The sequence below is a fragment of the Streptomyces sp. Je 1-332 genome, from assembly GCF_040730185.1.
GTDB lineage: Bacteria > Actinomycetota > Actinomycetes > Streptomycetales > Streptomycetaceae > Streptomyces.
In genome coordinates this window covers 5,235,493-5,260,415 of sequence record NZ_CP160402.1, presented here as the reverse complement: position 1 = coordinate 5,260,415, position 24,923 = coordinate 5,235,493, and the positions used below count along the sequence as shown (strand labels likewise).

Genomic DNA, 24,923 nt, shown 5'->3' with positions numbered 1-24,923 from the left:
GCGTTCTCCTTGGACATCGGTAAGTAGCTGCTCCTCGACGAAAATCATAACGAACGTTCTCTATGTTTGTTAGTCTGCCCAGGGACCGCCCACCTGGAAGGGACCTGCAGTGACGACGATGCACGAGACGCCCGACGTGACAGGGGGCCGGCCGCCGGGTGACCTGCCCCAGCGCCTGTTCGGCCATTTGCACCGCTCCGACCAGCAGCGTTGGGGCCATATGTATCTGCAGGGGCTGCTGCGGACGCACGGGAAGAAGACCGTGCGCCGCATGGCGGCCGTCGTGACCGGCTCGGAGGCGGCGTCGGAGTCGCTGCACCAGTTCGTCAGCGTCAGCCCGTGGGAGTGGGCTCCGGCGCGCGGCGAACTGGCCCGCTGGATCGCCCAGTCGCTGCCGGTACAGTCCTGGACGCTGGCTTCGGCGGTGCTGCCCAAGCGCGGCAGCCACTCGGCCGGGGTGCACCAGCGCTTCCTGCCGGAGTCGGGGCGCACCGTCAACTGCCAGCTGGGCCTCGGCCTGTTCCTGGACTCCGGGCAGGCGCACCTACCGGTCGACTGGGAGCTCTTCCTGCCTCCCCGGTTCACCCGCGACGATGCGGTGCGCGACCGGGCGAGGATCCCCGCGACGACGAAGACCCAGCCTTTGTGGACCCAGGCCCTGCGCCTGGTCCAGGAGATGACGTCCTGGCCGAACGGACGGACGGCACCGGTGGTGGCCGACCTGACGTCCCTGTTCGACGTCACACCGCTGGTGCGGCGACTGCACGGCAGCGGGCACGCCTTCGCCCTCGCCATCCCGGGCCAGACCACCCTCGCCGATCCGGAACTGCCGCCCGGCGAAAGGGAGTCGGTGCGCACCCTGCTGCTGCGCCGGGGCGTACGGCACCCGACTGGGGCGGGCCGGCCGGTCGTCTCGTACGACACCTCGATACGAGGGGAGCGGCCGGACGGCGAGCCCAGTCACGGAGCGGGCAGACTGCTTGCCGCATGGGACGTGAGCCGCGGACGCCCGGGCCGGATCTGGCTGACGAACATCACCGACCGCCACCCGGTCGAACTCTTCGAGCTGACCCGTTCACCCCAGGGGGCTCGGGCCGCGATCCACCGCATGGGCGAGGACTTCGGCCTCCTCGACTTCGAGGGCCGGTCGTTCCCCGGCTGGCACCGGCACATGACCCTCGTCTCGGCCGCCTACGCGTACAGCACATTGGAGGGCATTGAGCGCTGACGATTGCTTGCGTCCACAAGTACTCAGCGGGGCTGGGTTACCTTCGTGCGCCCTAAAACTCTCCAGATCATTGCATGGGCATGTATCTTTGTCGTGGGATAGCAGTCGAGAAGGGGAGCCATTTCATGACGATCCACCAGCAGCCGCGCGCCGCCTCAGATCAGGCTATGTGGGAAGCTGTCCTTGGCCTGCATGCCTTCGTGGAGCGTCAACTCGCACACACCCTGCAGCGCCGGCACGGCGTCGGCCTGTCCGAGTACCGGGCCCTGCAGGTCCTCGACCAGGCCGAGAAGGGCGAATGCCGCATGCAGGAGCTCGCGGACCACATCGGCCTGAGTCAGAGCTCAGTGACCCGCCTGGTGGGGCGGCTGGACAGTGCCGGCTACGCCCACAAGGACAACTGCGCCGACGACAGGCGCGGCATCTTCGCCGTCATCACCGACGAGGGCCGCAAGCGCTACCGGGACGCCCGCGCCACGTACGCGGACATGCTCAGCTCGACCCTCAACACCGCGAGCGCCGACGACCAGTTCGCCCGCGCCGTACAAGCGCTGCGCAGCGCCGCCTGAACCGAACGCCCACAGACGGCGGGAAGCATCCGGGCCGGCCCGGCCTCCCCGCCGTCTTTGCATGTTCGAGCTTCTTTCCGGTGTGAGGGGCAGTGACCTGGATCACTTGATCTAAACTTTTACTTGCTTGACCATGCATATAAAACCCCGTAGGTTCTCCCTCGTAGCCAAGATCGCCATCCACCGAGGGGGGACCGTTGCCTTCGCCTCGCCTGTTGCAGGCAATCAGCCGACACGTACAGGACCAGCCCGACAGCGCCGCGCTCGTCAGCGCCGGCCGCCGGGTCACCTACGCGGAACTCGAGCAGCTGACCGGCCGCGCCGCCGCAGATCTCGACGGCGCCGGCTTCGGCCCCGTACGTGCCGTGTGCGTCCCGGCCCACAAGTCGCCGGAGACCATCGCACTGCTCCTCGGAGCATGGCGTCAGGGGATCAACACCCTGGTCCCGTCGCCCGGTCTGGGCGTCGCCGCCCTGTCCACCCTCACGGCCCAGGCCCACGGCCCGCTGTCGGCCGCCGCGGTCCCCGGCGGTGGCGTGGCCCTGGCGGGAGAGGAAGCCGATCCCGCACTGTCGGACGGGTTCAGCGCCCCCGACCCCGAGGAGTCGCTGCTGACCCTCACCACCTCCGGGTCCACCGGCGTACCCAAGCTCGTCCCGGTCCGCATCGAGGCTTTCGACCGCTTCGGCGCCTGGGCCACCACGAAGTTCGGGCTCGACGGCAGCACCGTGTCGCTGAGCTTCTCACCACTCAACTTCGACCTGGCGCTCCTCGACGTCTGGACGGTGCTGCAGGCCGGCGGCACCGTCGTGCTGGCCGACGCCGGAGCCAGCGGGGACCCCGGCTATCTCCGTGACCTCACGCGGAGCAACGAGGTGACCCTGGTCCAGGGGGTGCCGCTGCTGCACCGGCTGCTGGCCGCGGACGACGCCCGCTATCCGGCGGTCCGTACGGTCGTGTTCACCGGGGAGGCCGCCTCCGAGCAGGGCCTGCAGGACACCTTCGCCGCCTGTCCGGCCGCCCGCTTCCACAACGTCTTCGGCTGCACGGAGACCAACGACAGCTTCATCCACGACATCGATCCTGGCGCGTACGTGCACCCGCTGCCCATCGGCACCCCGATCGAGGGCACCGACGCCGTGCTGGCGGTCGAGGGGGCCGACGGCATCGAGGTCCTGCAGGGTCCCGGCACCGGCGAACTGCTGGTGCACACCCCATTCCAGACGTGCGGCTATCTGGAGCAGGCCCGCAACGCGCACGCCTTCATGCCGGATCCGCGCGGCGGCGGCACCATGTTCTACCGCACCGGCGACCTCGTCCACCGCGACCCCGACGGCCGCTACTTCCTCCAGGGACGTACCGACTTCCAGGTCAAGGTGCGCGGCGTGCGCACCAACACCCTGGAGATCGAGACCGTCCTCGCGTCACATCCGAGCGTCGTCGAGGCCGCCGTCGTCGCGCTGCCCGACCCGGAGGCCGGCACCCGGCTGCACGCCGAAGTCGTGCGCCGGGACGGCGCCGCCCTGAGCTCGCTCGGACTGCGGGCGTACGCGGCGAAGCACCTGCCGAAGCACGCCGTGCCCAGCTCCGTGGGTCTTGGCGGCGCTCCGCTGCCGAAGACCTCGACCGGCAAACCGGACCGTAACTCGATCAAGCACACCCAACTGAATGGAGCCTCTCGATGAGTACCGCCACCAACGACCCGATCCGCGACTACATAGTCCAGGAGTTCCTGGCCGGTGAGGACACCGAGGACCTGACCGACGACTTCGACCTCATCGAGAGCACCGTCGTGAACAGCCTCGGTCTGGTCCGCCTCATCGCCTGGATCTCCGACACGTACAGCATCCCCGTCGACGACATCCCGCTGGAGCCGGCCGTCTACCGCACCCTCGCGGACATCCGGGGCTTCGTCGGCAAGGCGGTCGCTCCGGCCACGGTCTGACAGGCAGTCCTCTCCCTTCGTACCGCCCGCACACGCACAGCCCGCACACCCGCGGCGCACCAGCAGTGCTCGCCCAGAACACAGCGATGACAGGAGTATTCGCCATGATCGTCCGTTCCCTTTCCGACGTCCCCGCGGTCGAGTGGGGCAGCGGTACCAGCCACCGCCTGCTCACCGAGTCCGACGGCATGGGCTTCACCGTCTGCGAGACCCTGGTCCGCCAGGGCACCTCCAGCGCGCTGCAGTACCTCGGCCATCTGGAGGCCTGCTACTGCATCGGCGGCTCGGGCGAGGTCGTCACCAGGGACGGCGACCGTCACAAGATCATGACCGGGACCATCTACGCCCTGGACATGAACGACGCCCATCACCTGATCGCCTCCGACGACGAGGACCTCCTCCTCGTCTCCGTCTTCAGCCCGGCGCTGCGTGGCGACGAGAAGCACTCGCTCTCCGACGACGGGTTCTCCCGCTACTGATCCGCGACGTGGGTGCGGGGCCGCGCCGCCGCGGCCCCGCACCCGATGCCCAGTGCCCAGCGAAAGACGAGGCAGAACACGCATGGCCGTAGACAAAGCCGCAGACACCTTCGGCATCACAGCCCCTTACGGCGACGAGCTGAACGACGACGTGTCCCGCTGGGACCGCGCCGCCGAGTTCCCGCACGACAAGTGGAAGCCGCTGCAGCAGTCCGGGCTCTTCACCCTCCCCTTCGCGCCGGAGTACGGCGGCGCCGGACGGACCCTCACCGAGACCATGACGGCCCTCGAGGGCCTCGGTTACACCAGCCGCGACGCCGGTCTGAACTTCTCGGCGTCCACACAGATCGTCAGCGTCGGCATCCCGCTGCAGGCGTTCGGCTCCGACGACCTGCGTGCGCGCTACCTGCCTCAGGTCACCTCCGGGCAGGCCATCACCGCGCATGCGATCACCGAGCCGGGTCACGGCTCGGACGTGATGAACATCCGGACCACGGCCGTCCGCGAGGGCGACGAGTACGTGATCAACGGCGGCAAGCTGTTCATCACCAACGCGCCGGTCGCCGACCTCTTCCTGCTCTACGTCCGTACCGGCAAGCCGGGCGCCTTCGGGCTGAGCACCTTCCTCGCCGAGCGCGGCACACCGGGCCTGACGGTCGGCGAGCCGCTGGAGACGATGGGGCTGCGCACCTCCCCGATCAGCGAGGTCACGCTCAAAGACGTCCGGCTGCCTGTCGGCAACCGGCTCGGCAGCGAGGGCGCCGGCTTCCTGGTCATGGATCACGTGATGAAGCGGGAGGTCCTCTTCTCCTTCGCCGTCAACCTCGGCGAGATGACCCACCGACTGAAGCGAGTGGTCGAACACGCCACCACCCGGCAGCAGTTCGGCAGCGCCATCGGCAAGAACCAGGCGGTCTCCCACAAGATCGCGGACATGAAGATCGCCGTGGAGACGGCCCGCAAGTGGCTGTACGACACCGGCCGCAAGGTCGAACAGGGCACGGACGCCTCGCTGGACGTGGCCGCCACCAAGATCGTGGTCAGCGAGGCCAACCAGCGCACCGCCCAGGACGCGGTCCAGATCTTCGGCGCCCGTGGCTACCTGACCGACACGGGCATCGAGCGCGAGCTGCGCAACGCCGCCGCCGGCTCCATCTACTCCGGCACCAATGAGATCCAGCGCAACTGCATCGCCGCCCTCATGGGCCTGTGACGAGAGGCATCCGCATGACCGACACCCTGGCCGAGCGGCCGACCGCGTCCGAGGAGCTGTCCTTTGACGACCGCGCCCTCCTCACGGCGGCCACCGACTTCCTCGACCACGAGCACGAGACCGTCAGAGCCTTCGTCGACAAGGCTCTGGGCGATATCGACCGCGACACCGCGGACCCGGTCGACCTCGCCGTCGCCCTCTACTACGCGGTACGCGACCGCATCCACTACGAGGTCTACGGCGCCGACCTGTCGCCCCAGGGCCTCACGGCGTCCAGCGTCATCGCCGGCGGCAAGGGCTTTTGCCTGCACAAGTCCGTGCTCTACGCGGCCTGTTGCCGCGCCGTCGGCATCCCCGCCCGGCTGCACTACAGCGACGTACGCAACCACCTGGCCTCCGACCGTCTGACCTCGTACATCGGCGGCGACGTCTTCTTCCACGGCCTGGCCACCGTGTACCTCGACGGCCGCTGGGTGAAGGTGACCCCCGTCTTCAACAAGCTCCTGTGCCGGCTGTACGGCATGACCCCGCTGGAGTTCGACGGCCGCTCCGACAGCCTCTACCACCCCTTCGACGCGCAGGGGCGGCAGAGCATGGAATTCCTCACCGACCACGGCGACTTCGACGACGTCCCGTACGAGTTCGTGATGGGCAACATGCGCCGCAAGCACCCGAAATTCCTGAACGGGGACGGCACCGGCACCGTCAGTGGCGGCTCGCTGGCCGACGAGGCGGCCTGAGCCGCGCGGCGGCGTATCCGTAACGGCACAGCAGAAGAGGAGAAGCACCCCATGACGCAGTTCCAGGCCCACGAGGACGGCTGGGCCGCGGCCGCCCGCGTCGGCGTCGTCGTACCGCACGCGGACGTCGGGCCCGAGTCCGAGCTTCAGGCGATGGCGCCGCGCGACGTCTACGTCCACGGCTCACGCGTCCACTTCGGGGCGATGCGCCCCGGCGGGGAGATGGACCCCAAGATCCCGCACGACCCGGTGCGCGCCTTCATCGACCCGCCCCTCATCGACGACGCCGTCGAGCTGCTCGCCGCCTCCCCGCTGGACTCCATCGCCCTGGGGTTCACCAGCTCCGCGTACGTCCTGGGCGCCGACGGCGAGCGGAAGCTGTTCGAGCGGCTCGCCGAGCGGACCCGGGGCATCCCGCTCACCGGCACGACCCACGCGGCCGCGGCCGGCTTCGACGCCCTGGGCGCCGAGCGGATCGCGCTCGTCAACCCGCCGTGGTTCGACGACGAGTTGTCCGCCCTGGGCGCCTCGTACTTCGGCGAGCGGGGCTTCGACGTCGTCCACCACGGCCCCTGCGGCCTCCCCAGCAACCAGAAGCTGATCACGCCGGAGGCGCTGGTGCAGTGGATCGAGTCCGCCGTCGCCCCGCAGCGGCCGCAGGCAGTGCTGGTCGCCGGCAACGGCATTCGCGCCGTGGGCACCATCGCGGGCCTGGAGGAGCGGCTCGGGTTCCCCGTACTCACCGCGAACCAGGTGCTGTTCTGGCATGCGCTGCACCTGGCCGGCGGGACGGAGGCCGCCGCGCGGATCACCGACTACGGCGCCCTGTTCGGCGTCGCCCCCAAGGCCCCGGGAGCGGCCAGGAGTGCGTGGGCGGGGGCGGCCCGATGAGCCTGCTGTCCGCGTACGGCTACGAAGCCGCCGTGCAGGAGACCTGCGACACGCCGGAGTACCGCATCCCGCTGGTGTGCTGGCACGACGACGGGACCGCCGTGCGCGGTCTGGTACTGCACCGCGGGGCGCTGCGCCCGGCGGATCAGGTGCCGGGATTCCGGCGCTATCTCGCTCCCGAGGGCCTCGAGCAGCACACCACGACCGGTCCGTGGCCGCTGCTCGCAGCTATCGCCTGATCCGACCCGTGGCGGGACCGGCCGGGTCCACGCCGCATCAGGAGCCGTATCGACATGACACACGACCTCAAGTGGTCCGACGCACCCCCGGGGGAGGTCCTCGATCCGGTCGGCATCTGGATCGTCCGGGCGCCGGCCGGGCAGCGCCTCGTGAACGACGAGGCCCCGCCCGACTGGCTCGATGAGAAGGAGCGGACCCGGCTCGCCGGGATACCGCAGCCGGCCGCCCGGGACGCCTACGTCTTCGCCCACTGGGCGCTGCGGAGCGTCCTCGGTTCGTCGCTCGACCGCTCACCCAGGAGCGTCGGTTTTCTGCGGCAGCCGTGTCCCGGCTGCGGCGGGGCGCACGGAAGGCCGGCCATCAGTGATCCGGAGCCGGGCCGGGAGGCGGTGGAGTTCTCGATGTCGCACACCGGCGACCACGTGGCCATCGCGGTCGCCGAAGCCACCATCGGCATCGACATCGAGTCCTGGCCGACACCGGAATCCGTCGCCGACTACCTGCCGTTCCTCCACCCCAGGGAACAGCAGTGGCTGGGCAACGTCCCGGACGACGAACTCGTCCGGGACTTCGCCCGACTGTGGACCCGCAAGGAGGCCATGGCCAAGGCGACGGGGCAGGGCATGGCCGCCATCATGAACCGGCTGGATCTCACCGGCCAGCCGCTCGGCTGGCGGGTGCGGCAGTTGCTCGCGCCACCCGGGTACGAGGCCAGCTTCGCGGTCCCGGCCTCGGTGCACGTGGAAGTCACCATGCACGAGGTGCTTCCTGAGGTGATGCCGGTGCCGGCCTGACCCGACGGGTGCCGGCCTGACCCGACGGCGGGCGGTCCGTACCCCCTTGGAAGGGGGTACGGACCGCCCGCCGCGCTGCGTGCCAAGGCCTACGGGCAGATCGCCTGCTCGACGGCCACCTCGGAGGTGAAGACCCGGACGCCGTGCTGCTCGATCGACACGTCCACGCGGCACCGGCCCGTGCCGTCGTGAACCGGCCTGCCGGCCAGGACGACTGCGGGGGCGTCGAGTTCGACGTACCGGACGAAGTCCGTCCGCATCCCGGTGACGACCGAAGTGCCGTCGCCAACGGCGTGCGCGGCCTGCCGGGCGGCCTCGAGGAGGAGCATCCCGGGCACGTGATCCACAGCGTGGTCGAACAGGACCGGGTGCGTGGGGTCCACCCGGAGCATCCACCGTCCGGGGACGCCACCCCGAGTCGGCGACAGCACCACGTCGTCCGGAGAGCACCGGTCCACCCGGTGCGGCTCTTCGGGCGGGCCCGCCGGAAGGCAGCGGGCGAGCGCGGCGTCCGCGTCCGCGTAGCTCCCGCGCAGTCGCCGGTATATCGCCGCGGGCTGGTTGTTGAAGCGAGTGCGCGCGGTACCCATCAGCCGCTCCCCCAGGTGGACTTCGGTATCCACCGTCATGCCGGCGAACCTGCTGCCGCGGCGGACCACGTCCGAGCAGGTCGCCACGAGGCGCACTTCCTCCTCGGCGGTGGTCACCAGCGACGCCAGTGGTTCGACCGTGAAACTGAAGTCCTCCCACGCCTGCTTGAACTCCCGCGGAACGTCGTACACCGCATGGGACAGCAGCTCCGCCGCCTGGCGCACACTCTCGACGAGCAGCATCGGGTCGTACCCACCCTGCGACGGCCTGTAGAAGCTGTGGCCCCGCGGCCAGCGCGCCATGAGCACATAGCGCCCCGGTGAAGGCTCGGCCCAGGTCTTGAGCAGCGCCTCCTCCCCCCGCAGTTTGTGCACCTGCCACTGGTGGATCGGTCGCGCCTCAACGCCCAGTACAGAAACAGACATCTTCGCCCCCAAGATCGAATGACTGCTGGGCGACTACAGAGAGCTAAATGAAACCCACTCTGTGCGCCCGGTAAACATAATGATCCTTCTGTTTCATTGAGTCAAGAGGGAGTAATCTCTTGGTACTGGTTTCCTTTTTGCGGCGGTATAAGCAATCAAAGGCCCAGGAACCGGACTTGCTCAGGCTACGCCCGTCCCCGCTAACATCAGGAGCGTTCTTTTTGAGAAGGTGAGAGACATGGCGCAACTGAAACAGGAGCGGGCGGAACAGACCCACCGCGTGCTGATCCACGCGGCCGCGGAGGTCTTCGACGAGTTCGGCTATGCGGGGGCCAGCATCAGCCGCATCCTCAAGCGCGCCGGAGTGACGGCAGGGGCGCTCTACTTCCACTTCGACTCGAAGGAGGACCTGGCCAGGGCGGTGATGAACAGCCAGCCGGATTCCCTCGTTCCCCTGCTTGCCGTCCGCGGCCTGCAGCGGCTCATCGACCTCACCCTCGTGTGGTCGTGGCAGCTGCAGAGCGACCCGCTGCTCCGGGCCGGCGTACGGCTGACGAATGAACAGACCTCCATGAACGGCCCCTTGAACGCCGAGCCGTACGAGAAGTTTCGCGGGATCCTGACCAGCTGCTTGGAAGAGGCGCGGGACGACGGCGAGCTGCAGCCGGGCATCGAACCGGTCCTGGTCGCGGAGTTCGTGCTCGCCGCCTGTACCGGGATGCAGATGTACTCCAATGTCGCCAGCGGCCGCGCGGACCTCCCCCAGCGCACCCAGCAGATGTGGAACCTGCTCCTCCCGGGCATCGCGGTCCCGTCCGTGATCACCCGCGCCGAGACGGCCCCCGCCCGCGGCGCCGAGATGATGCCCGACAAGCCCAGCACGCCCTGACCGCCCTGCCCGCCCTGCCCGCCCTGCCCGCCCTGCCCGTCGTCAACGATCCTTTACGGAGTCGCATGCCTGCTCTGCATCTGGCCGCCCCGAACATCGACGGTGTCCCGCTCGACGACATCTCCAGCCCGGTGAGCCACCACTCCAGCCCGGTGAGCCGCCACTTCATACCGGGGAGACCCGCATGACTCCGGCTGGGCCACTGCTGTCCGGGAAGGTGGCGCTGATAACCGGCGCTTCCAGCGGAATCGGCGCCGCGGCGGCCCGGCACTTCGCCGCCGAAGGAGCCGCCGTCGCACTCGTGGCGCGCAGGGTCGACCGGCTCGAGGAGGTCGCCGAGCGCATCAGGAAGGACGGCGGCCGGGCAGTGGCCCTGCCTGGCGACGTCACCCGCCCCGAGGACATGGAACGCGCCGTCGCCACGGCGGTCGGCCAGTTCGGCAGGCTCGACTGCGCGTTCAACAACGCCGGTTACGCCAGCGCCGGAACGGTACTGCACGAGCTCCCCGACGACGTCTTCGACCGCACCATGGACGTCAATCTGCGCGGCGTGTGGAACTGTCTGCGCGCCCAGATCCCCGCCATGCTGCCGGCCGGCGCCGGTTCGATCGTCAACACCTCCAGCGTCGCGGGCGTACGTGCCACTTCCGCCTCGGCCGCCTACGTGGCCGCGAAGCACGCGGTTCTCGGTCTGACCAGGGCGGCGGCCGCCGAATACGGCGAACACGGCATCCGCGTCAACGCCCTTGTGGTGGGCAGCACCGACACGGAGATGATGGACGGCATCCTCACCGGCGACCCCGCTGTGCGCTCCCGCTTCGGCGGCAAGGCGATCCTGCAGCGCCTCGCCGATCCGACCGAGATCGCCCGCGCCGCCGCCTGGCTCTGCTCGGATGCCTCGTCCTTCACGACCGGATCCGCCCTCGCAGTGGACGGCGGCAGAACCGCGAAGTGACGAAGGACGCCCCAGGCGCCTGCCGCCCTTGTCGGAAAGGGCCGCAGGCGCCTGGGGCGTACTGTCGGCGAACGTCAGACCCGAACCGCTTCGGGCCTGCCCACGAGGTGCTCGGACTCCGGCGTTGCGGCAACCGGTTCAGGGGACTTCGTGCGGTCGGCGAGCTTGAGCCAGATCACCCCCGCGATGATGACCGCGAGCCAGACGCCCTTGGCCGCGGTGAGGGTCTCGTCGAAGAAGAACGGGCCGAGCACCGCGGCCCCGACCGCGCCGATACCCGCCCACACGGCATAGCCGACACCCACGTCGATCGTGCGCAGGGCAAGGCTCAGGGCGTAGAGCGTCAGCAGGAAGAACACCACGGCGACCAGGGACCAGGTCAGGCGGGTAAAGCCCTCGCTGCCGCCGACGGCGAGCGCGTACCCGACCTCGAAGGCTCCGGCGAGAAGGAGCATGAGCCAGGCGTTGGCGGAGCTCCGGGCTGCGTTGGACATGGGAGATGGGTCCTCTCGTGAGGGTGTCGTCAGGTGGTTACGGGGTGCACGGCGTGTGCGGCGTGCGCGGCGTGTGCGGCCGGAAGATCCGCGCCGGGCTCAGGCGGAACCGCTCAGCTGCAGGCCGACGACGCCGCCGATGACGAGGACCATTCCGATGGCCTTGTTCAGGTTCAGACGCTGACCGAAGAACAGCGCTCCGATGGCGGTGATGCCGACGCCGGCGACGGAGGTCCACAGGGCGTATCCGACGCCGACGTCCAGCTTCAGGAGCGCCCTGCTGAGGAAGTAGGTCGCGGCAGCCCCGCTGAGCAGGGTGATCGCGGTCCACTTGCGATTCTTGAAGCCCTCGGCCTTTCCGACGGCGATGGCGACCGTGACCTCGAAGGCGACGGCGATCGCCAGGTAGAGCCAGTGCATGGGGGGGCCTTTCCGTGCGGTGAACGATGGTGAGCGAGGGTGAGCGAGGGTGAGAAAGATGTCGTACGACGGTGCCGTGAGGCGACAGCCCGGTTATCGCAGGGCTCGGCTCATGGTGAGGAAGTCCTGGAACGGCTGTTCCGCTTCGGGCAGTTGCAGCGCGGTGACCTCAAGGGGCCACCTCGCCGGATCCTCGGCGAAGACGGAGTACGAGTCCGTGTAGTCGAAGCCGTAGCGAGCAGCGGTCCTGCGGTCGGCGGCGTGCGCGATACGGCCGATGCCTGCGTACAACGCCGCCATGTAGCACAGAGCGCAGGGTTCACCGGAAGCGATCAGGGTCGCTCCTGCCACGGCGCCGATCCCGTGCTCGGCGGTGGCTTCCCGCAGAGCCACGATCTCGGCGTGGGCGGTCGGGTCGTTGTCCTCCCGGACCCGGTTGAAGCCGGTCCCCAGGATCCGTCCACTTCTGCCCACGATCACGCCGGTGAACGGGATACCGCCCTGTGCGACATGCTCCCGGCTGAGCCGGATCGCTTCCTGGGCGTAGTCCGCCAGTTCGCTTTCGTGTGTACCCATGAGCAGTTGGTCTCCCGTGTAACCCTGACTAGCTTTTGCCTGCACATGCAATAAAGAACTCGCAAGCCCGGCGTCGACTCTCGACCCGGCGCGCGACCAACTCTTGCATGCGCAAGCAATCAACGTCAAGCATGCGCGCAGCTCCCGTCGATACCGCAGGCGGCGCCGTGAACGGCGTCCCCGGCCTGCTGCGCCTGGGCGTCGAGGATCGCCTTGCGCACCTGGGCGGTGCGCGGAACGCCTTCGATGCGGGTGTCACCGATGAGGATGGTGGGCACCGCCTGCACCTGATGGGCTGCCGCCTCCCGCAGGGCGTCCCGGTGCTTGGCGCGATAGCCGCCATGCGCGAGCGCGGCCCGGAACCCGGCTTCGTCCAGCCCGATTTCGCCGGCCAGGGTGGCCAGGACGTCGATCTGTCCCAGGTCCTGGCCCTCCTGGAAGAAGGCACGGAACATCCGCCGGGTGTAGGCGGTCCCCAGGCCTTGCTCGGCCGCGTACTGGTAGCCCTCGAAGGCGAGAGCGGTGTAGGGCTGCGGGGATACGTCGGGGAGCGTGATGTCCACCCCCAGGCGGCGGGCCACGGGGTAAACGGCGCCCTCCCAGATCCTGGGCAGGTAATCGTCTTCCGGCCGCAGGGTGGGCTGAGGGTGCGGACGCAGCTCGAAAGGCATCCATTCGATCTCCACGTCTGCGCCGACATCCTGGATCGCCTCCTCAAGAGGGCCTTCGGCCAGCATGCAGAAGGGGCAGACGTAGTCGGACCAGATCTTGATCTTCACGGGCTCGGCCATATACGGACCCTCCAATTGATTCTTGATTGCCCATGCAAGCAATGATCGCTCGACGGGATGATGGGCAGGGTTGAAGCGATTGCATGATCATGCACTTCGGTGCCTCGTCCTGGCTACAGGTACTGGCGGTCCGGCTTTCCGTCCGGGCGCCGGCCATTGCCCTTTGCCACTGTGGCGCGCACTTCAGGCATGACGATCGCCCAGATCTCCGCAAGTTCGTCCGCTGCTCTCTGCTCGCCGGCTCCGGGCTGCCCGCTCCGCGCCCGGATGCGCGACTCGGCGCCGCCCACCAGGTAGGCCGCCAGCGTGGCGAGACTCGCGGGGGCGGCGCCGGAACGCAACTGCCCCTCCGCACTGGCCTCTTCGAGGAGCAGGCTCACGGTGGAGAGACATGCGGCCGACCAGTCGAAGCGGAGCTCGGCCCCCAGGCGTGCGGCCGCGCGGACGGTGACATCCCGCTCCAGGAGTCTTGCCAGTTCGAGCGTCAGGCCGATCGCGGACTCAAGAGCCCGGCCCTGTCGGGCAAGGACGCGCTCGGCCATGTCCCGAACAGCCACCTCGCCTTGGTGCGCCACCGCCTCCGCAAGATTGCGTTTCGCGGCGAAATGGTAGGACAACGCACCTATGGAGATTCCGGCAGCCTTGCAGATCCGGGCCAGGGTTGTGCCTTCGTAGCCATGCGAATCGAACTCGGCGGCAGCCGTCCCGATCAGGGCCCGGCGGGTCAGCGCAGCACGCTCTTGCATCACGCAGTTCTCTCTGTTCCCTGGTCATGGTCGACAGGGGACAAGCCGTGCCGGGGCCGGGAGGCGGGGCTCCCCATGACCGGGGCCGTCTGGAAGGTATGGGGAAAGGGGGACGGCATCGTTCCCAGCGAAGGTGAGGTTCCAGGGTCCAATGCCGGGGACCACTGGCCAGTAATCGGCCGCCCCGACCAGATGTGCGGGTCATGAGTCCGCGGTTATCAGCTGTTTCCACCTGGGTCAGGACACTGCCTGTACACCCAGCTAGGGAGCGACCGTGCTCGAACAGACCTCGCCCGACTACCTTCTACGCCTGCCGGACCAGCAGGAGCTGCGTACGGCAGCCGCCGATGAGCGTATTCGAATGATCGAGGAGTACATCCTCCAGGAACTCAGACAGTCCCTGGACGTACCGGCGGCACATCGTGTCAGCGCTCAACACCCCCTGCGCAACCAGGGAGTCGGCTCGATCATGGCGCTGCGTCTCAAGCGCATGCTGGAACTGGGTCTGCACGTCGACGTGCCGGCCCACCTCCTGCTGACCAACCAGAGCGTGACCGAGATCGCCACCGGCTTGGCCGCCCAGGTGGAAGCGGCACTGGAGCAGCCCGCCCGCTCCGGCACTCCGGTCTGCCCCGAAGTATGACCGTGAACTCACCAGCCGCCCTCGCCGGCGCAGGCGTCGCCCGTCGGCCACCGGCCCTCGCCGTCGAGCGGGACGAACTGCACCTGTGGACACTCCGCCAGCCATGGACCGACGGCGGGGCCAGGGCGATGCTGACCTCCGAGCTCGACGACGCCGAGCGGACGCGGGCCGCCTCCTTCCTGCGGCCGTACGACCGGCTCCTGTACGTCGCCTCGCACATCGCGCTCAGGCGGGTGCTCGCCGCTTACGTCGGCTCCGATCCCGCCGAGCTGGTCCTGGCACGTGCCGCGTGCCCGGAGTGCGGCGGGCCTCACGGCCGGCCCTACGTGGCCGCCACCCCGCCCGCACCCGTTCACTTCTCCTTGTCCCACAGCCACGGTCTGGCCCTCATCGGCGTTTCGGCCGCACCCGTGGGAGTCGATGTCGAGCGGATCCCCACCGCCGAGACCAGCGAGCTGTGTCTGCCCACGCTGCACCCCGCCGAGCGGAGTGAGCTGTCCGAACTGCCCGCCTCCGAACAACCCATGGCCTTCGGGCGACTGTGGACCCGTAAAGAGGCGTACCTCAAAGGCATCGGCACCGGACTCAAGCGCGACCTGGCCGCCGACTACCTGGGCGGGCGCAGCAATCCGGCGGATCCTCGCAGACCGCCGGGCTGGATCGTCAGCAATGTACCCGGCTATCCCAGCCATGTCGCCGCGGTGGCCGTCCAGGCCGGCACGGACCAGCGCATGACCGCTCGCCGGGTGCCCATGGAGAGCCTCTACACCAAGGACGCCGAGCGGGGCGTCGAGTTGATCGCTTCCGCGAAGGAGCACCTGTCCACGGTGCTGCCGGCAGGTCCGGACGCCCGCGCGTGAAGAACACGGTCGATCTCGGACGAACGCCGATCTCGGATGAACGTCCACCTCGGATGAACGATGGAAGGAGTGGTAGGACCATGCCGACTACGGAATCTCCGGCTGATGCCGGTGCACGGCTGAACGAGCTGTCCGCGCTGAAGGAGCTGGCCCGCGACGGGACCGACCCGAAGGCCACCGAGCGACAGCACGCCAAGGGCAAGCTGACCGCTTACGAGCGGATCGAACTCCTGCTTGACAAGGGGAGTTTCGGCGAGGTCGAAGCACTGCGACGGCACCGGGCGACCGGCTTCGGCCTCGAGGCCAAGCGCCCCCACGGCGACGGCGTGGTGACCGGCTGGGGCACCGTCGACGGCAGAACGGTGTTCGTGTACGCCCATGACTTCAGGGTCTTCGGTGGCGCGCTCGGCGAGGCGCACGCCCAGAAGATCCACAAAATCATGGACATGGCCATCGCCGCGGGAGCACCCCTCGTGTCCCTCAACGACGGTGCCGGTGCCCGGATCCAGGAAGGTGTCTCGGCGCTGGCCGGCTACGGCGGCATCTTCCAGCGCAACACCAAGGCCTCGGGCGTCATCCCTCAGATCAGTGTGATGCTCGGCCCGTGCGCCGGCGGTGCGGCCTACAGCCCCGCGCTCACCGACTTCGTCTTCATGGTCCGCGGGATCTCGCAGATGTTCATCACCGGCCCGGACGTCGTCAAGGCGGTCACCGGCGAGGAGATCACCCAGAACGGGCTCGGTGGCGCCGACGCACACGCCGGGACCTCGGGCGTCGCGCACTTCGCGTACGACGACGAGGAGACCTGCATCGCCGAGGTCCGCTACCTGCTGTCGATGCTGCCCGCCAACAACCGCGAGCTGCCGCCCAAGGCGCACGTCGACGACCCCGCCGAACGGCGCGGCGACGCCCTGCTCGACCTGGTGCCCGCCGACGGAAACCGCTCCTACGACATGCACGGCGTGATCGAAGAACTCGTCGACGACGGGGATTTCATGGAGGTGCACGCCGGCTGGGCACCGAACATCGTCTGCGGGCTCGCCCGGATCGACGGCGCCGTGGTGGGCATCGTGGCCAACCAGCCCGCCGCCATGGCAGGTGTCCTCGACATCAAGGCCAGCGAGAAGGGCGCGCGGTTCGTCCAGTTCTGCGACTCCTTCAACATTCCGCTGGTCACCCTGGTCGACGTGCCGGGATTCCTGCCGGGCGTCGACCAGGAGCACGAGGGCATCATCCGGCGTGGTGCGAAACTCCTGTACGCCTACTGCAACGCCACCGTGCCGCGCATCTCCGTAGTGCTGCGCAAGTCGTACGGCGGTGCCTACATCGTGATGGACTCCCGCTCCATCGGCGCGGACATCGCCCTGGCCTGGCCCACCAACGAGATCGCGGTCATGGGCGCCGAGGGCGCCGCGAACGTGGTCTTCCGCCGGGAGATCGCCGCGGCCGAGGACCCCGAGGCCATGCGCGCGCAGAAGATCGAGGAGTACCGGACCGAGCTGGTGCACCCCTATTACGCCGCCGAGCGCGGGCTCGTCGACGACGTCATCGACCCTCGTGAGACCCGCTCGGTGCTGGCCCGCTCGCTGTCCATGCTGAGCACCAAGGACGCCGACCTGCCGCGCCGCAAGCACGGCAACCCGCCCCAGTAGAAAGGGAGTTGAACATGGAGGGACAGGAAATATCGCAGCTACTGCGGGTGGAGCGGGGGAACCTCGACGCCGCGGAACTCGCCGCGCTCACCGCGGTTCTGCTCGCCCGGGCGGCAGCCGTCGGCGCCGAGCCCGACGACGTGTCACGGCAGCAGCGGGCCGTCGCACAGTGGCGCAGGCCCGAGCGGGTGGGCCCCTTCCAGGGGCCGCGTACCTGGAGGTCGGCGAGCTAGAGGTGGCCCGTACGGGGTGCGAGTCATCCCGTACGGGCCATGTCGCCAGTCGTCGGGTTCCCGGCTACCTGGCGGGTAGCGACGGGGATTTGACGCGCCTCAGCGCCGCGCCGATCACTTCGGCCACCGCGGCAGTCCGGCTGTCCAGATAGAAGTGTCCGCCGGGAAGGACGTGGAACTCGCCCTGCGCGGTGGAGTGTTCCAGCCAGGCCCGTGCATCGGCCGTGGCGACCACCGGGTCGGCATCGCCGACCAGGACGGTGAAGGGTGTGTCGAGCGGCGGGCGGGGGCTCCAGTGATAGCCGCCGAGGATGCCGTAGTCGGCGCGCAGGGCGGGAAGCACCATCTCGAGCAGATCGGGCTCGTCGAGGACACCGGTCGCGGTGCCTCCGAGACTCCGGATCTTCTCGATCAGCTCCGCGTCGTCGTGCACCAGGTCACTTCCGCGCGGCGCCGGGGTGGGGGCACCGCGGCCGGACAGGAACAGCCGCACCGGCATGGTCCCGCCCAGCTCCTCGATGCGCAGGGCCGTCTCATAGGCGATGGCCGCGCCCATGCTGTGGCCGAAGAAGGCGTAGGGCACCCCGGTGCCCATGGCGGTCATCAGCTCGTCCGCGACGCTCTCGGCCAGCGACGTGAGAGAGGCGGCCGGCGCCTCCAGGCGGCGTTCCTGTCGTCCCGGGTACTGGACCGCGAGTACGTCCACGGCGGGAGCGAGCGCACGGGACAACGGCACATAAGCGGTGGCCGCGCCTCCTGCGTGGGGGAAGCAGACCAGTCGGAGCTCGGCATCGGATGTCTGCGTGAACCGCCTCAGCCAGCGGCTTTCCATGAGGGCTCCGTTCCAGCGGCTGCCCCTGCGGGTGAGCAGGGGCAGCCGCTTGTCGACAAGGGTGAGGAGTGAAGAGGCGGGCGGAGAGTCAGGCCCCGGAGGTCTTCGGGCGGGTCAGGACGCCTGGAGCTGTGGCAGCTCGTCGCGCTCCGCGGTGCCGGCCTGCGGCTCCGGCTCCGGCTCCGGATCCGGCTCCGGGAAGAAGCCGGCCCGTACGAAGAAGGCGACGTACCTCTCGAAGAGCTCGACAGTCATCTCGGGGCATTCGACTCCGGTGCCCCGCAGCGCGAGCTCGGCGACGCTGGTGTCGACCGGAGGGTAGAAGGCCTCGTTGGCGTGGGCCATCATCTCGAAGGCCTCCAGGAGCGGCAGCATCACGTTGTCCGTGTCCGACCGCACGAGGGTGCTCCAGGCCTTCCAGTCCAGTTCGTCCAACCGGTAGCCCGTCGAGCGGAGTTCGGCGATGAACTCGGCGAAGCTCAGGTGGCTCTGGTTGTAGAGATGGAAGGTGCCCGACACCGCGTCCGCCTGCTTGGACAGGGCGACGACCGCGGAACTCACGTAGTCGACCGGCGTCAGGTGGACCTTTCCGACCAGACCGGTGGGCGCGGCGCCCGCCTGCACCAGACCGCGCAGGCTCAGCCAGACGAAGTCGCGCGTCTGGCAGGCGCCGTTGACCTGGTCGCCCGAGATCACGTCGACCCGGTAGACGGACACCGGAAGCCCGCGCTCCCTGGCCAGGCCGATGACCTGCTCGGCCACCCACTTGCTCTGCAGATAGCCGCTCGGCAGCGCCTCGGCGGGTCCGGTGGTGTCGGTGACCTTCAGAGGTTCGCCGCCCGCCAGTTCCCCCGCGAAGACACCGGTGGTCGACAGGTAGTGCACGGGCACGGTGCGATGCTTCGCCGCGAGCCGCAGAACCTCCTCGGTGCCCCGTACGTTGGCCGCTTTCAGGGAGGTGAAGGGGTGCAGCCAGTGCACCGTCGCACCCGCGTGGTAGACGGCGTCCGCGGTACGGGCCAGCTCGTCGAACTCGTCCTCGCTTAGGCCGAGCCGGGGCTTGGAGAGGTCACCGACGACGACCTTCAGCCGGCTCGGGTCCACCTCGTCCCAGACCTGGTACCACTCGAGGTTCTCGCGCAGCCGGCGCAGCCCCTCCGTCTCGTCGGAGGCGCGCACCAGGCAGTGCAGCGTCCCCCGGGTGTCCCGCATCAGATCACGCAGCAGGAACGCGCCGAGGAATCCTGTCGCACCGGTCAGGAAGATCTCGGCCGGATCGTCGGCGAACGGCACGACCTCCGCCGCCGGCCGGATGTCGTCGGCGAGCCGGATCTCCGCCTGGAAGTCCACCTCGCCGCGCGAGGTCTCCCCCGCGTCGGCGGCGCCGTCCGCCGCGCCGAGCAGTGCGGTGCGCAGATACGCGGCCATGGCGCGGGGCGTGGGGTGGTCGAAGACCAGGGTGGCCGGCAGGCCCAGGCCGAGGTGGGCACCGAGCCTGTTGCGCAGTTCGACCGACGTCAGCGAGTCGAATCCCAGCCCGGCGAAGGAGCGGTCGGCATCGACCGACCGGCCGTCGGTGTGCCCGAGCACCATGGCGACCTCCGTCCCCACGACCTCGAGCACCGCCTGCAGCTGCTCCTCATCGCCGAGCCCCGCAAGCTCCGCCGTCAGGTCCTCGGCGCCCCTCTCGGAGTTGTTGGCCCTGCGCCGCACCGGCCTGCGGACCAGCCCGGTGAGCAACAACGGGGTGTGCTCCGGCTGTTCGCGCATGGCGGCGATGTCCAGCTCGGTGACCACCGGGGCCGGGTGGGGCAGTGACAGCGCGACATCGAGGAGATCGGGGCCTTGGTCCGAGCGAACCGCCCGGAAGCCCGCCCTGGCGATCCGGTCCAGGTCGGCCGCATCCAGGTCGCCGGTGATACCGGACTCCTGCGCCCACAGACCCCAGGCTACCGAGGTGGCCGGGAGGCCACGGGCGGCGCGGTGTGCCGCGAGACCGTCGAGGAAGGCGTTGGCTGCGGCGTAGTTGGACTGGCCGGCGCCACCGATCACGCCCGCGATGGAGCTGAACAGGACGAAGGCGGTGAGGCCCAGATCCTTCGTCAGCTCGTGCAGGTACCAGGCGGCGTCGGCCTTGGGGGTCAGGACGTGGGCGAGCCGCTCGGGGGTGAGGTCGGTGACGAGGCCGTCGTCGATGACGCCCGCGGCATGGATCACGCCCGTCAGCGGATGCTCCGCCGGGATGGCCTCAAGCGCCCCGGCCAGCGCCTCGCGGTCGGCGGTGTCACACGCCGTGATGGTGACATCTGCCCCCAACCCGGCTATTTCTGCACGAAGTTGCGCCGCACCCGGAGCATCCGGTCCGCGCCTGCTCAGCAGCAGGAGGTGACGGACGCCGTGCTTCTTGACCAGGTGGCGCGCGAAGAGGGAGCCGAGGCTGCCCGTGCCGCCGGTGATCAGGACGGTGCCGTCGGGGGACCAGCTGCCGGTGCCGGTGCCGGTGCCGGTTCCCAGAGTGGCCCCCTGCGCACGGGCCACCCGCGGGATCAGGATCCGGTGGTCGCGGACCGCCGTCTGGGGCTCACCCGAGATCAGTACCGCGGCCGCGAGCTCGGCCGGAAGGCCTGCGTCTGCGTCGTTCACGTCGTCTGCGTAGTCCACGTCGTCCGCACCGTCCGCGTCGATGAGGACGATGCGGCCGGGCGCCTCCGACTGCGCCGAACGCAACAGCCCCCAGACGGCCGAGGCCGCGAGGTCCACAACGTCCTCGGAGCCGGTCGCGACGCCGCCCCGGGTGATCAGCACCAGCGGTGTGCTGCCGGTCCGCTCGTCCGACAACCAGGCCTTGGCCAGGTCGAGGGCTTCCCGGGTACGGGCGTGGAGGGAGCCCACCACGTCGTCGCCGACGGGCCGCTGCCGTACGAGCAGGGCGTCGGGGCCGGTACCCGCGGCAATGGCGGCGGCGGCCGAGGCCACGGAGTCGTACTCGACGCCCAGGGTGGCCAGGGCGAGCGGGCGCTCCGGGGCCGGCAGTTCGGTCGGCCGCCAGTCCACCTGGAAGAGCGCGTCCTCCTTGCGGGCCAGTACGGCATCGACCTCGTCGGCGCGTACGGGCCGCGAGGTCACGGCACGCACCGTGGCCAGCGGCTGTCCCGCCCGGTCGGCCAGCCGCAGCGCAACGGTCTGCTCGGTTGCCGGGGTCACTCGGACCCGGGCGGCGATGGCACCCGTCGCATGGAACTGGACGCCGTGCCACTGGCCGGCGTGACGCCGGCCTGCGATCGACCCGCCGTCCATGCCGGTGAGCTCGGCGGTGCGCAGGGCCGCTTCGAGCAGCGCCGGGTGCAGTCCGAAGCCAGCGGCTTCGGCATGGCGGTCCTCGGCCAGAGCGACCTCGGCGAAGAGCTCGCCTTCGTGCCGCCAGGCTCCGGTCAGGCCCGCTGCCGTGTGCGTCTCGTCCAGGTCGACCGGTTCGGCGCCGGCGGGCGGCCACTCGGCGGGGGCGGACCTCGCGGCCTGCGCACCGGAGCCCAGCCGACCGCTCGCGTAGACGGTCCACGGCACCTCGGCACCGTCCGGGCGCGCGTGCAGCGTGAAGGCACGCCGCTGTACCTCGTCGGGGGCGCCGATCGTGAGCTGGAGCTGGAGCGGTGCGTCGGGGGGCAGCACCAGCGGGGTGAGCGCGGTGAGCGCGTCCACGGTGGTGGCGCCCATCTCGTCGCCCGCGCGCATCACGAGGTCGACGAGTGCGGCCGGGGGCAGCGTGGGGGTACCGATCACGGTGTGCGCCGCCAGCCAGGGATGGCTGCGCAGCGAGACGCGGCCGGTGAACAACGCCCCCTCTCCGTCGGCGAGTTCGATCTTGGCGCCGAGTAGCGGATGGTTCCCGGAGTGCAGTCCGAGCCCGGCGGCGTCGGTGGTCTCGGCGGTGGGCCCGACCCAGTACCGCTCACGCTGGAAGGCGTAGGTAGGCAGGGGCGTGGCCCGCGCGCCGGTGCCGGCGAAGAAGGCGGCCCAGTCGACGCGGACACCGCGGTTGTGCAGCGCTGCGACCGTCCGGATCAGCGCGTCGGTCTCGGCCTGTCCGTTGCGCAGGGCGGGCACGGCCAGTACGGGGTCGGAGGTTTGTACGCAGTCGGCGGCCAGGGCGCTCAGGGTCGAGTCGGGGCCGATCTCCAGGAAGGTGCCGACGCCGTCGGACTCGAGGGTGCGCACGGCCGGCAGGAAGCGGACGGCGCCTCGCACCTGAGTCACCCAGTACTCGGGTGAGGTGAGCTGGGCCGAGGAGGCCGCGCGGCCGGTCACCGTGGAGACGACCGGAATGGTCGGCTGTGTGTAGGTGAGGGAGGCGGCGACGGCGCGGTAGTCGTCGAGCATGCCGTCCATGTGGGCGGAGTGGAAGGCGTGGCTGACGGTGAGGCGCTTGGTCCGCGCGCCCTTGTCGCGCCAGAGCGCGGCGACCGCTTCGGCCGCGTCCTCGTCGCCGGAGACGACGACCGCGCGCGGGCCGTTGACGGCGGCGATGGAGACCGCGCCACCGTGTTCCTCGAGGGAAGCGGTGACCTCCTCCTCCGACGCCTGGATGGCGATCATCACCCCGCCCTCAGGAGCCGCCTGCATCAAACGACCACGCGCAGCCACCAACCGCACCGCGTCCTCCAGCGAGAACACCCCCGCCACATGCGCCGCCGCCAGCTCACCGATGGAATGCCCCGCCACGAAATCAGGCCGCACCCCCCACGACTCCAGCAACCGGAACAACGCCACCTCCACCGCGAACAGCGCCGGCTGCGTGAACTCCGTCCGGTCCAACCCCTCACCCGAAGCAATCACCTCACGCAACGACCCCGGCAGATGAGCATCAAACGCACCCACCACCACACCAAAAACCTCAGCGAACACAGGAAACGCGGCACACAACTCAAGCCCCATCCCCACCCGCTGAGCACCCTGACCCGCAAACAGAAACGCGGTCCTGCCCGCACCGGCCCGCACACCACTGACCACACCCGCATGCGGAGTGCCCGCAGCCAACGCCCGCACACCGTCCAACAACGCCGCACGATCACGACCGCTCACTACAGCACGGTGATCAAACGACGCACGCTCCGTCGCCAGCGAGAAACCCACATCGAGCGCACCGACACCCGGACTCCCCTCCACAAACGACACAAGACGACGAGCCTGATCACGAAGTGCCTTGTCGGACTTGCCGGAAAGCAGCCACGGCACGGCGGGCAGCAGACGCGCGGCCGGGTCGTCGGAGTCGGCCCGCGGCTCGACAGCGGGGGCCTGCTCGATCACGACATGCGCGTTGGTGCCGCTCACGCCGAACGCGGAGATCCCCGCGCGGCGCGGCCGGCCGGTCTCCGGCCAGTCGCGGGCCTCGGTGAGCAGCTCGACCGCACCGGCCTCCCAGTCGACGTGCCCGGTGGGCTCGTCGACATGCAGGGTCCTGGGCAGCACACCGTGCTGCATCGCCTTGATCATCTTGATGACACCGCCGACGCCCGCAGCCGCGACGGAGTGGCCGATGTTGGACTTCAGGGAGCCCAGATACATCGGGCGGTCCGCGGGGCGGCCCTGTCCGTACGTCGAGAGCAGCGAGTGCGCCTCGATCGGGTCACCCAATGTCGTACCCGTGCCGTGCGCCTCGACGGCATCCACATCCGCGGTGCTCAGACCCGCATTCGCCAGAGCCTGGCGGATCACCCGCTCCTGCGACGGACCATTCGGGGCAGTCAGGCCGTTGGACGCACCATCCTGATTGACCGCCGAACCACGCACCACGGCAAGGATGTTGTGACCATTGCGCCGGGCATCCGACAGCTTCTCGACCAGCAGCAGACCCACACCCTCGCTCCAGCCCGTACCGTCCGCACCCGCCGCGAACGACTTGCAACGGCCGTCGGGAGCCAGACCCCGCTGACGGGAGAAGTCGACGAATCCGCTGGGCGATCCGGAGACGGTGACGCCACCGGCCAGGGCGAGCGTCGATTCGCCGGAGCGGAGCGACTGTACTGCCATGTGCAGCGCCACCAGCGATGAGGAGCAGGCGGTGTCCATGGACACCGCCGGTCCCTCCAGGCCGAAGGTGTAGGCGATGCGGCCCGAGGCCACACTGCTGAGCTTGCTGGTCATCAGGTAGCCCTCGAGCTCTTCGGGCCCCTCGCGGTCGAGGTAGCTCTGCTCGACGACACCGGCGAACACACCGGTTCTGCTGCCCTTGAGGACGCCCGGGTCGATGCCCGCGCTCTCGAAGGTCTCCCACGCGGTCTCCAGGAGGACTCGCTGCTGCGGGTCCATGCCGAGGGCCTCGCGCGGTGAGATCCCGAAGAAGGCCGCGTCGAACTCGGTCGCCTCGTCCAGGAATCCGCCTTCGCGGGTGTACGACTTCCCGGCCTTGCCCGGTTCTCGGTCGTACAGGCCCTCGATGTCCCAGCCCCGGTCGGTCGGCCACTCGGAGATGGCGTCGCCCTCGTCACGGACGAGCTCCCACAGGTCCTGCGGCGAGCGCACGCCGCCCGGATAGCGACAGGCCATGCCGACGACCGCGATCGGCTCGCCTTGACCGGACTCCAGCTCGGTGATCCGCTGACGCGCCTTGTGCAGGTCTGCCGTCACCCATTTCAGGTAATCGACCAGCTTCTCTTCATTGGACTGGTTCGCCATGCCGGTTGAGTCTCTCCTCGTTAGATGCGGGCGAAGTGGCGGGGC

At 69.6% G+C, this 24,923-nt stretch carries 25 protein-coding genes; 17 read left to right on the top strand and 8 right to left on the bottom strand.

The features are described 5' to 3' along the window. Positions 1-118: 118 nt before the first annotated feature. The 10 genes from ABXJ52_RS23940 (at position 119) to ABXJ52_RS23895 (ending at position 8,099) form a co-directional block, all read left to right on the top strand. Positions 119-1,228 (top strand): transposase, encoded by a 1,110-nt coding sequence (locus ABXJ52_RS23940; RefSeq protein ID WP_367049216.1) that lies wholly within the window; start codon positions 119-121, stop codon positions 1,226-1,228. Between the two features lie 125 nt (positions 1,229-1,353). Next, the gene (locus ABXJ52_RS23935) at positions 1,354-1,797 is read left to right on the top strand and encodes a MarR family transcriptional regulator (RefSeq protein ID WP_367044732.1); all 444 of its coding nucleotides are present in this window, start codon (positions 1,354-1,356) and stop codon (positions 1,795-1,797) included. Positions 1,798-2,012: 215 nt separating this feature from the next. Further along, positions 2,013-3,482 (top strand): AMP-binding protein, encoded by a 1,470-nt coding sequence (locus ABXJ52_RS23930; RefSeq protein WP_367044731.1) that lies wholly within the window; start codon positions 2,013-2,015, stop codon positions 3,480-3,482. Then, positions 3,479-3,742 carry an acyl carrier protein gene (locus ABXJ52_RS23925; protein ID WP_367044730.1) on the top strand — a complete coding sequence of 88 codons (264 nt, stop codon included), beginning with the start codon at positions 3,479-3,481 and terminating at the stop codon, positions 3,740-3,742. Before ABXJ52_RS23930 ends, ABXJ52_RS23925 begins: the two co-directional genes overlap by 4 nt. Positions 3,743-3,846: 104 nt before the next feature. Then, positions 3,847-4,221, top strand: coding sequence for an ectoine synthase (locus ABXJ52_RS23920; protein WP_367044729.1), 375 nt, complete (start codon positions 3,847-3,849; stop codon positions 4,219-4,221). Positions 4,222-4,303: 82 nt separating this feature from the next. Beyond that, entirely contained in the window at positions 4,304-5,434 is a 1,131-nt protein-coding gene (locus ABXJ52_RS23915; protein ID WP_367044728.1) for an acyl-CoA dehydrogenase family protein, read from the top strand. A gap of 14 nt (positions 5,435-5,448) precedes the next feature. After that, positions 5,449-6,174: a transglutaminase family protein gene (locus tag ABXJ52_RS23910; protein ID WP_367044727.1), complete on the top strand. Its 726-nt coding sequence runs from the start codon at positions 5,449-5,451 to the stop codon at positions 6,172-6,174. Between the two features lie 51 nt (positions 6,175-6,225). Further along, the gene (locus tag ABXJ52_RS23905) at positions 6,226-7,065 is read left to right on the top strand and encodes a maleate cis-trans isomerase (RefSeq protein WP_367044726.1); all 840 of its coding nucleotides are present in this window, start codon (positions 6,226-6,228) and stop codon (positions 7,063-7,065) included. Beyond that, positions 7,062-7,304 carry a DUF6253 family protein gene (locus ABXJ52_RS23900; RefSeq protein ID WP_367044725.1) on the top strand — a complete coding sequence of 81 codons (243 nt, stop codon included), beginning with the start codon at positions 7,062-7,064 and terminating at the stop codon, positions 7,302-7,304. Before ABXJ52_RS23905 ends, ABXJ52_RS23900 begins: the two co-directional genes overlap by 4 nt. A gap of 54 nt (positions 7,305-7,358) precedes the next feature. Further along, positions 7,359-8,099 carry a 4'-phosphopantetheinyl transferase superfamily protein gene (locus tag ABXJ52_RS23895; protein ID WP_367044724.1) on the top strand — a complete coding sequence of 247 codons (741 nt, stop codon included), beginning with the start codon at positions 7,359-7,361 and terminating at the stop codon, positions 8,097-8,099. An 89-nt stretch (positions 8,100-8,188) separates the two neighbouring features. On the opposite strand, the gene ABXJ52_RS23890 is transcribed toward ABXJ52_RS23895, so the two are convergent. Continuing rightward, the gene (locus ABXJ52_RS23890) at positions 8,189-9,115 is read right to left on the bottom strand and encodes a ScbA/BarX family gamma-butyrolactone biosynthesis protein (RefSeq protein WP_367044723.1); all 927 of its coding nucleotides are present in this window, start codon (positions 9,113-9,115) and stop codon (positions 8,189-8,191) included. Positions 9,116-9,353: 238 nt separating this feature from the next. Between ABXJ52_RS23890 and ABXJ52_RS23885 the strand changes: the two genes are divergently transcribed. From ABXJ52_RS23885 to ABXJ52_RS23875, 3 genes are all read left to right on the top strand, one after another. After that, entirely contained in the window at positions 9,354-10,004 is a 651-nt protein-coding gene (locus ABXJ52_RS23885) for a ScbR family autoregulator-binding transcription factor (RefSeq protein WP_367044722.1), read from the top strand. Between the two features lie 65 nt (positions 10,005-10,069). Further along, the gene (locus ABXJ52_RS23880; protein ID WP_367044721.1) at positions 10,070-10,192 is read left to right on the top strand and encodes a hypothetical protein; all 123 of its coding nucleotides are present in this window, start codon (positions 10,070-10,072) and stop codon (positions 10,190-10,192) included. Beyond that, positions 10,189-10,959, top strand: coding sequence for a glucose 1-dehydrogenase (locus ABXJ52_RS23875; RefSeq protein WP_367044720.1), 771 nt, complete (start codon positions 10,189-10,191; stop codon positions 10,957-10,959). The genes ABXJ52_RS23880 and ABXJ52_RS23875 overlap by 4 nt, the downstream gene beginning before the upstream one ends. Before the next feature lie 74 nt (positions 10,960-11,033). Here the strand turns inward: ABXJ52_RS23875 and ABXJ52_RS23870 are convergent, their stop codons facing one another. The 5 genes from ABXJ52_RS23870 to ABXJ52_RS23850 all read right to left on the bottom strand — a co-directional run bounded on the left by ABXJ52_RS23870 (position 11,034) and on the right by ABXJ52_RS23850 (position 13,986). Next, positions 11,034-11,453 (bottom strand): multidrug efflux SMR transporter, encoded by a 420-nt coding sequence (locus ABXJ52_RS23870; protein ID WP_367044719.1) that lies wholly within the window; start codon positions 11,451-11,453, stop codon positions 11,034-11,036. Between the two features lie 99 nt (positions 11,454-11,552). Continuing rightward, complete coding sequence (locus ABXJ52_RS23865; RefSeq protein ID WP_367044718.1) at positions 11,553-11,873, bottom strand: multidrug efflux SMR transporter; 321 nt, start codon at positions 11,871-11,873, stop codon at positions 11,553-11,555. Positions 11,874-11,966: 93 nt separating this feature from the next. Then, complete coding sequence (locus tag ABXJ52_RS23860; protein ID WP_367044717.1) at positions 11,967-12,449, bottom strand: nucleoside deaminase; 483 nt, start codon at positions 12,447-12,449, stop codon at positions 11,967-11,969. A 125-nt stretch (positions 12,450-12,574) separates the two neighbouring features. Further along, positions 12,575-13,240 (bottom strand): DsbA family oxidoreductase, encoded by a 666-nt coding sequence (locus ABXJ52_RS23855; protein ID WP_367044716.1) that lies wholly within the window; start codon positions 13,238-13,240, stop codon positions 12,575-12,577. A 113-nt stretch (positions 13,241-13,353) separates the two neighbouring features. Next, positions 13,354-13,986 carry a TetR family transcriptional regulator gene (locus tag ABXJ52_RS23850; protein WP_367049215.1) on the bottom strand — a complete coding sequence of 211 codons (633 nt, stop codon included), beginning with the start codon at positions 13,984-13,986 and terminating at the stop codon, positions 13,354-13,356. A 274-nt stretch (positions 13,987-14,260) separates the two neighbouring features. On the opposite strand from ABXJ52_RS23850, the gene ABXJ52_RS23845 reads away from it, so the two are divergent. From ABXJ52_RS23845 to ABXJ52_RS23830, 4 genes are all read left to right on the top strand, one after another. Continuing rightward, positions 14,261-14,629, top strand: a complete 369-nt coding sequence (locus ABXJ52_RS23845) for an acyl carrier protein (RefSeq protein WP_367044715.1) — start codon at positions 14,261-14,263, stop codon at positions 14,627-14,629. A 2-nt stretch (positions 14,630-14,631) separates the two neighbouring features. Beyond that, the gene (locus tag ABXJ52_RS23840; protein ID WP_367044714.1) at positions 14,632-15,489 is read left to right on the top strand and encodes a 4'-phosphopantetheinyl transferase superfamily protein; all 858 of its coding nucleotides are present in this window, start codon (positions 14,632-14,634) and stop codon (positions 15,487-15,489) included. 80 nt (positions 15,490-15,569) lie between these two features. Continuing rightward, complete coding sequence (locus ABXJ52_RS23835; protein ID WP_367044713.1) at positions 15,570-17,141, top strand: acyl-CoA carboxylase subunit beta; 1,572 nt, start codon at positions 15,570-15,572, stop codon at positions 17,139-17,141. Between the two features lie 14 nt (positions 17,142-17,155). Then, entirely contained in the window at positions 17,156-17,374 is a 219-nt protein-coding gene (locus ABXJ52_RS23830) for an acyl-CoA carboxylase epsilon subunit (protein WP_367044712.1), read from the top strand. Between the two features lie 64 nt (positions 17,375-17,438). Here the strand turns inward: ABXJ52_RS23830 and ABXJ52_RS23825 are convergent, their stop codons facing one another. Beyond that, on the bottom strand, positions 17,439-18,206 hold the full coding sequence (locus ABXJ52_RS23825; RefSeq protein ID WP_367044711.1) for an alpha/beta fold hydrolase: 768 nt from the start codon (positions 18,204-18,206) through the stop codon (positions 17,439-17,441). 114 nt (positions 18,207-18,320) lie between these two features. Next, the gene (locus tag ABXJ52_RS23820) at positions 18,321-24,878 is read right to left on the bottom strand and encodes a thioester reductase domain-containing protein (RefSeq protein WP_367044710.1); all 6,558 of its coding nucleotides are present in this window, start codon (positions 24,876-24,878) and stop codon (positions 18,321-18,323) included. Between the last annotated feature and the right edge of the window lie 45 nt (positions 24,879-24,923).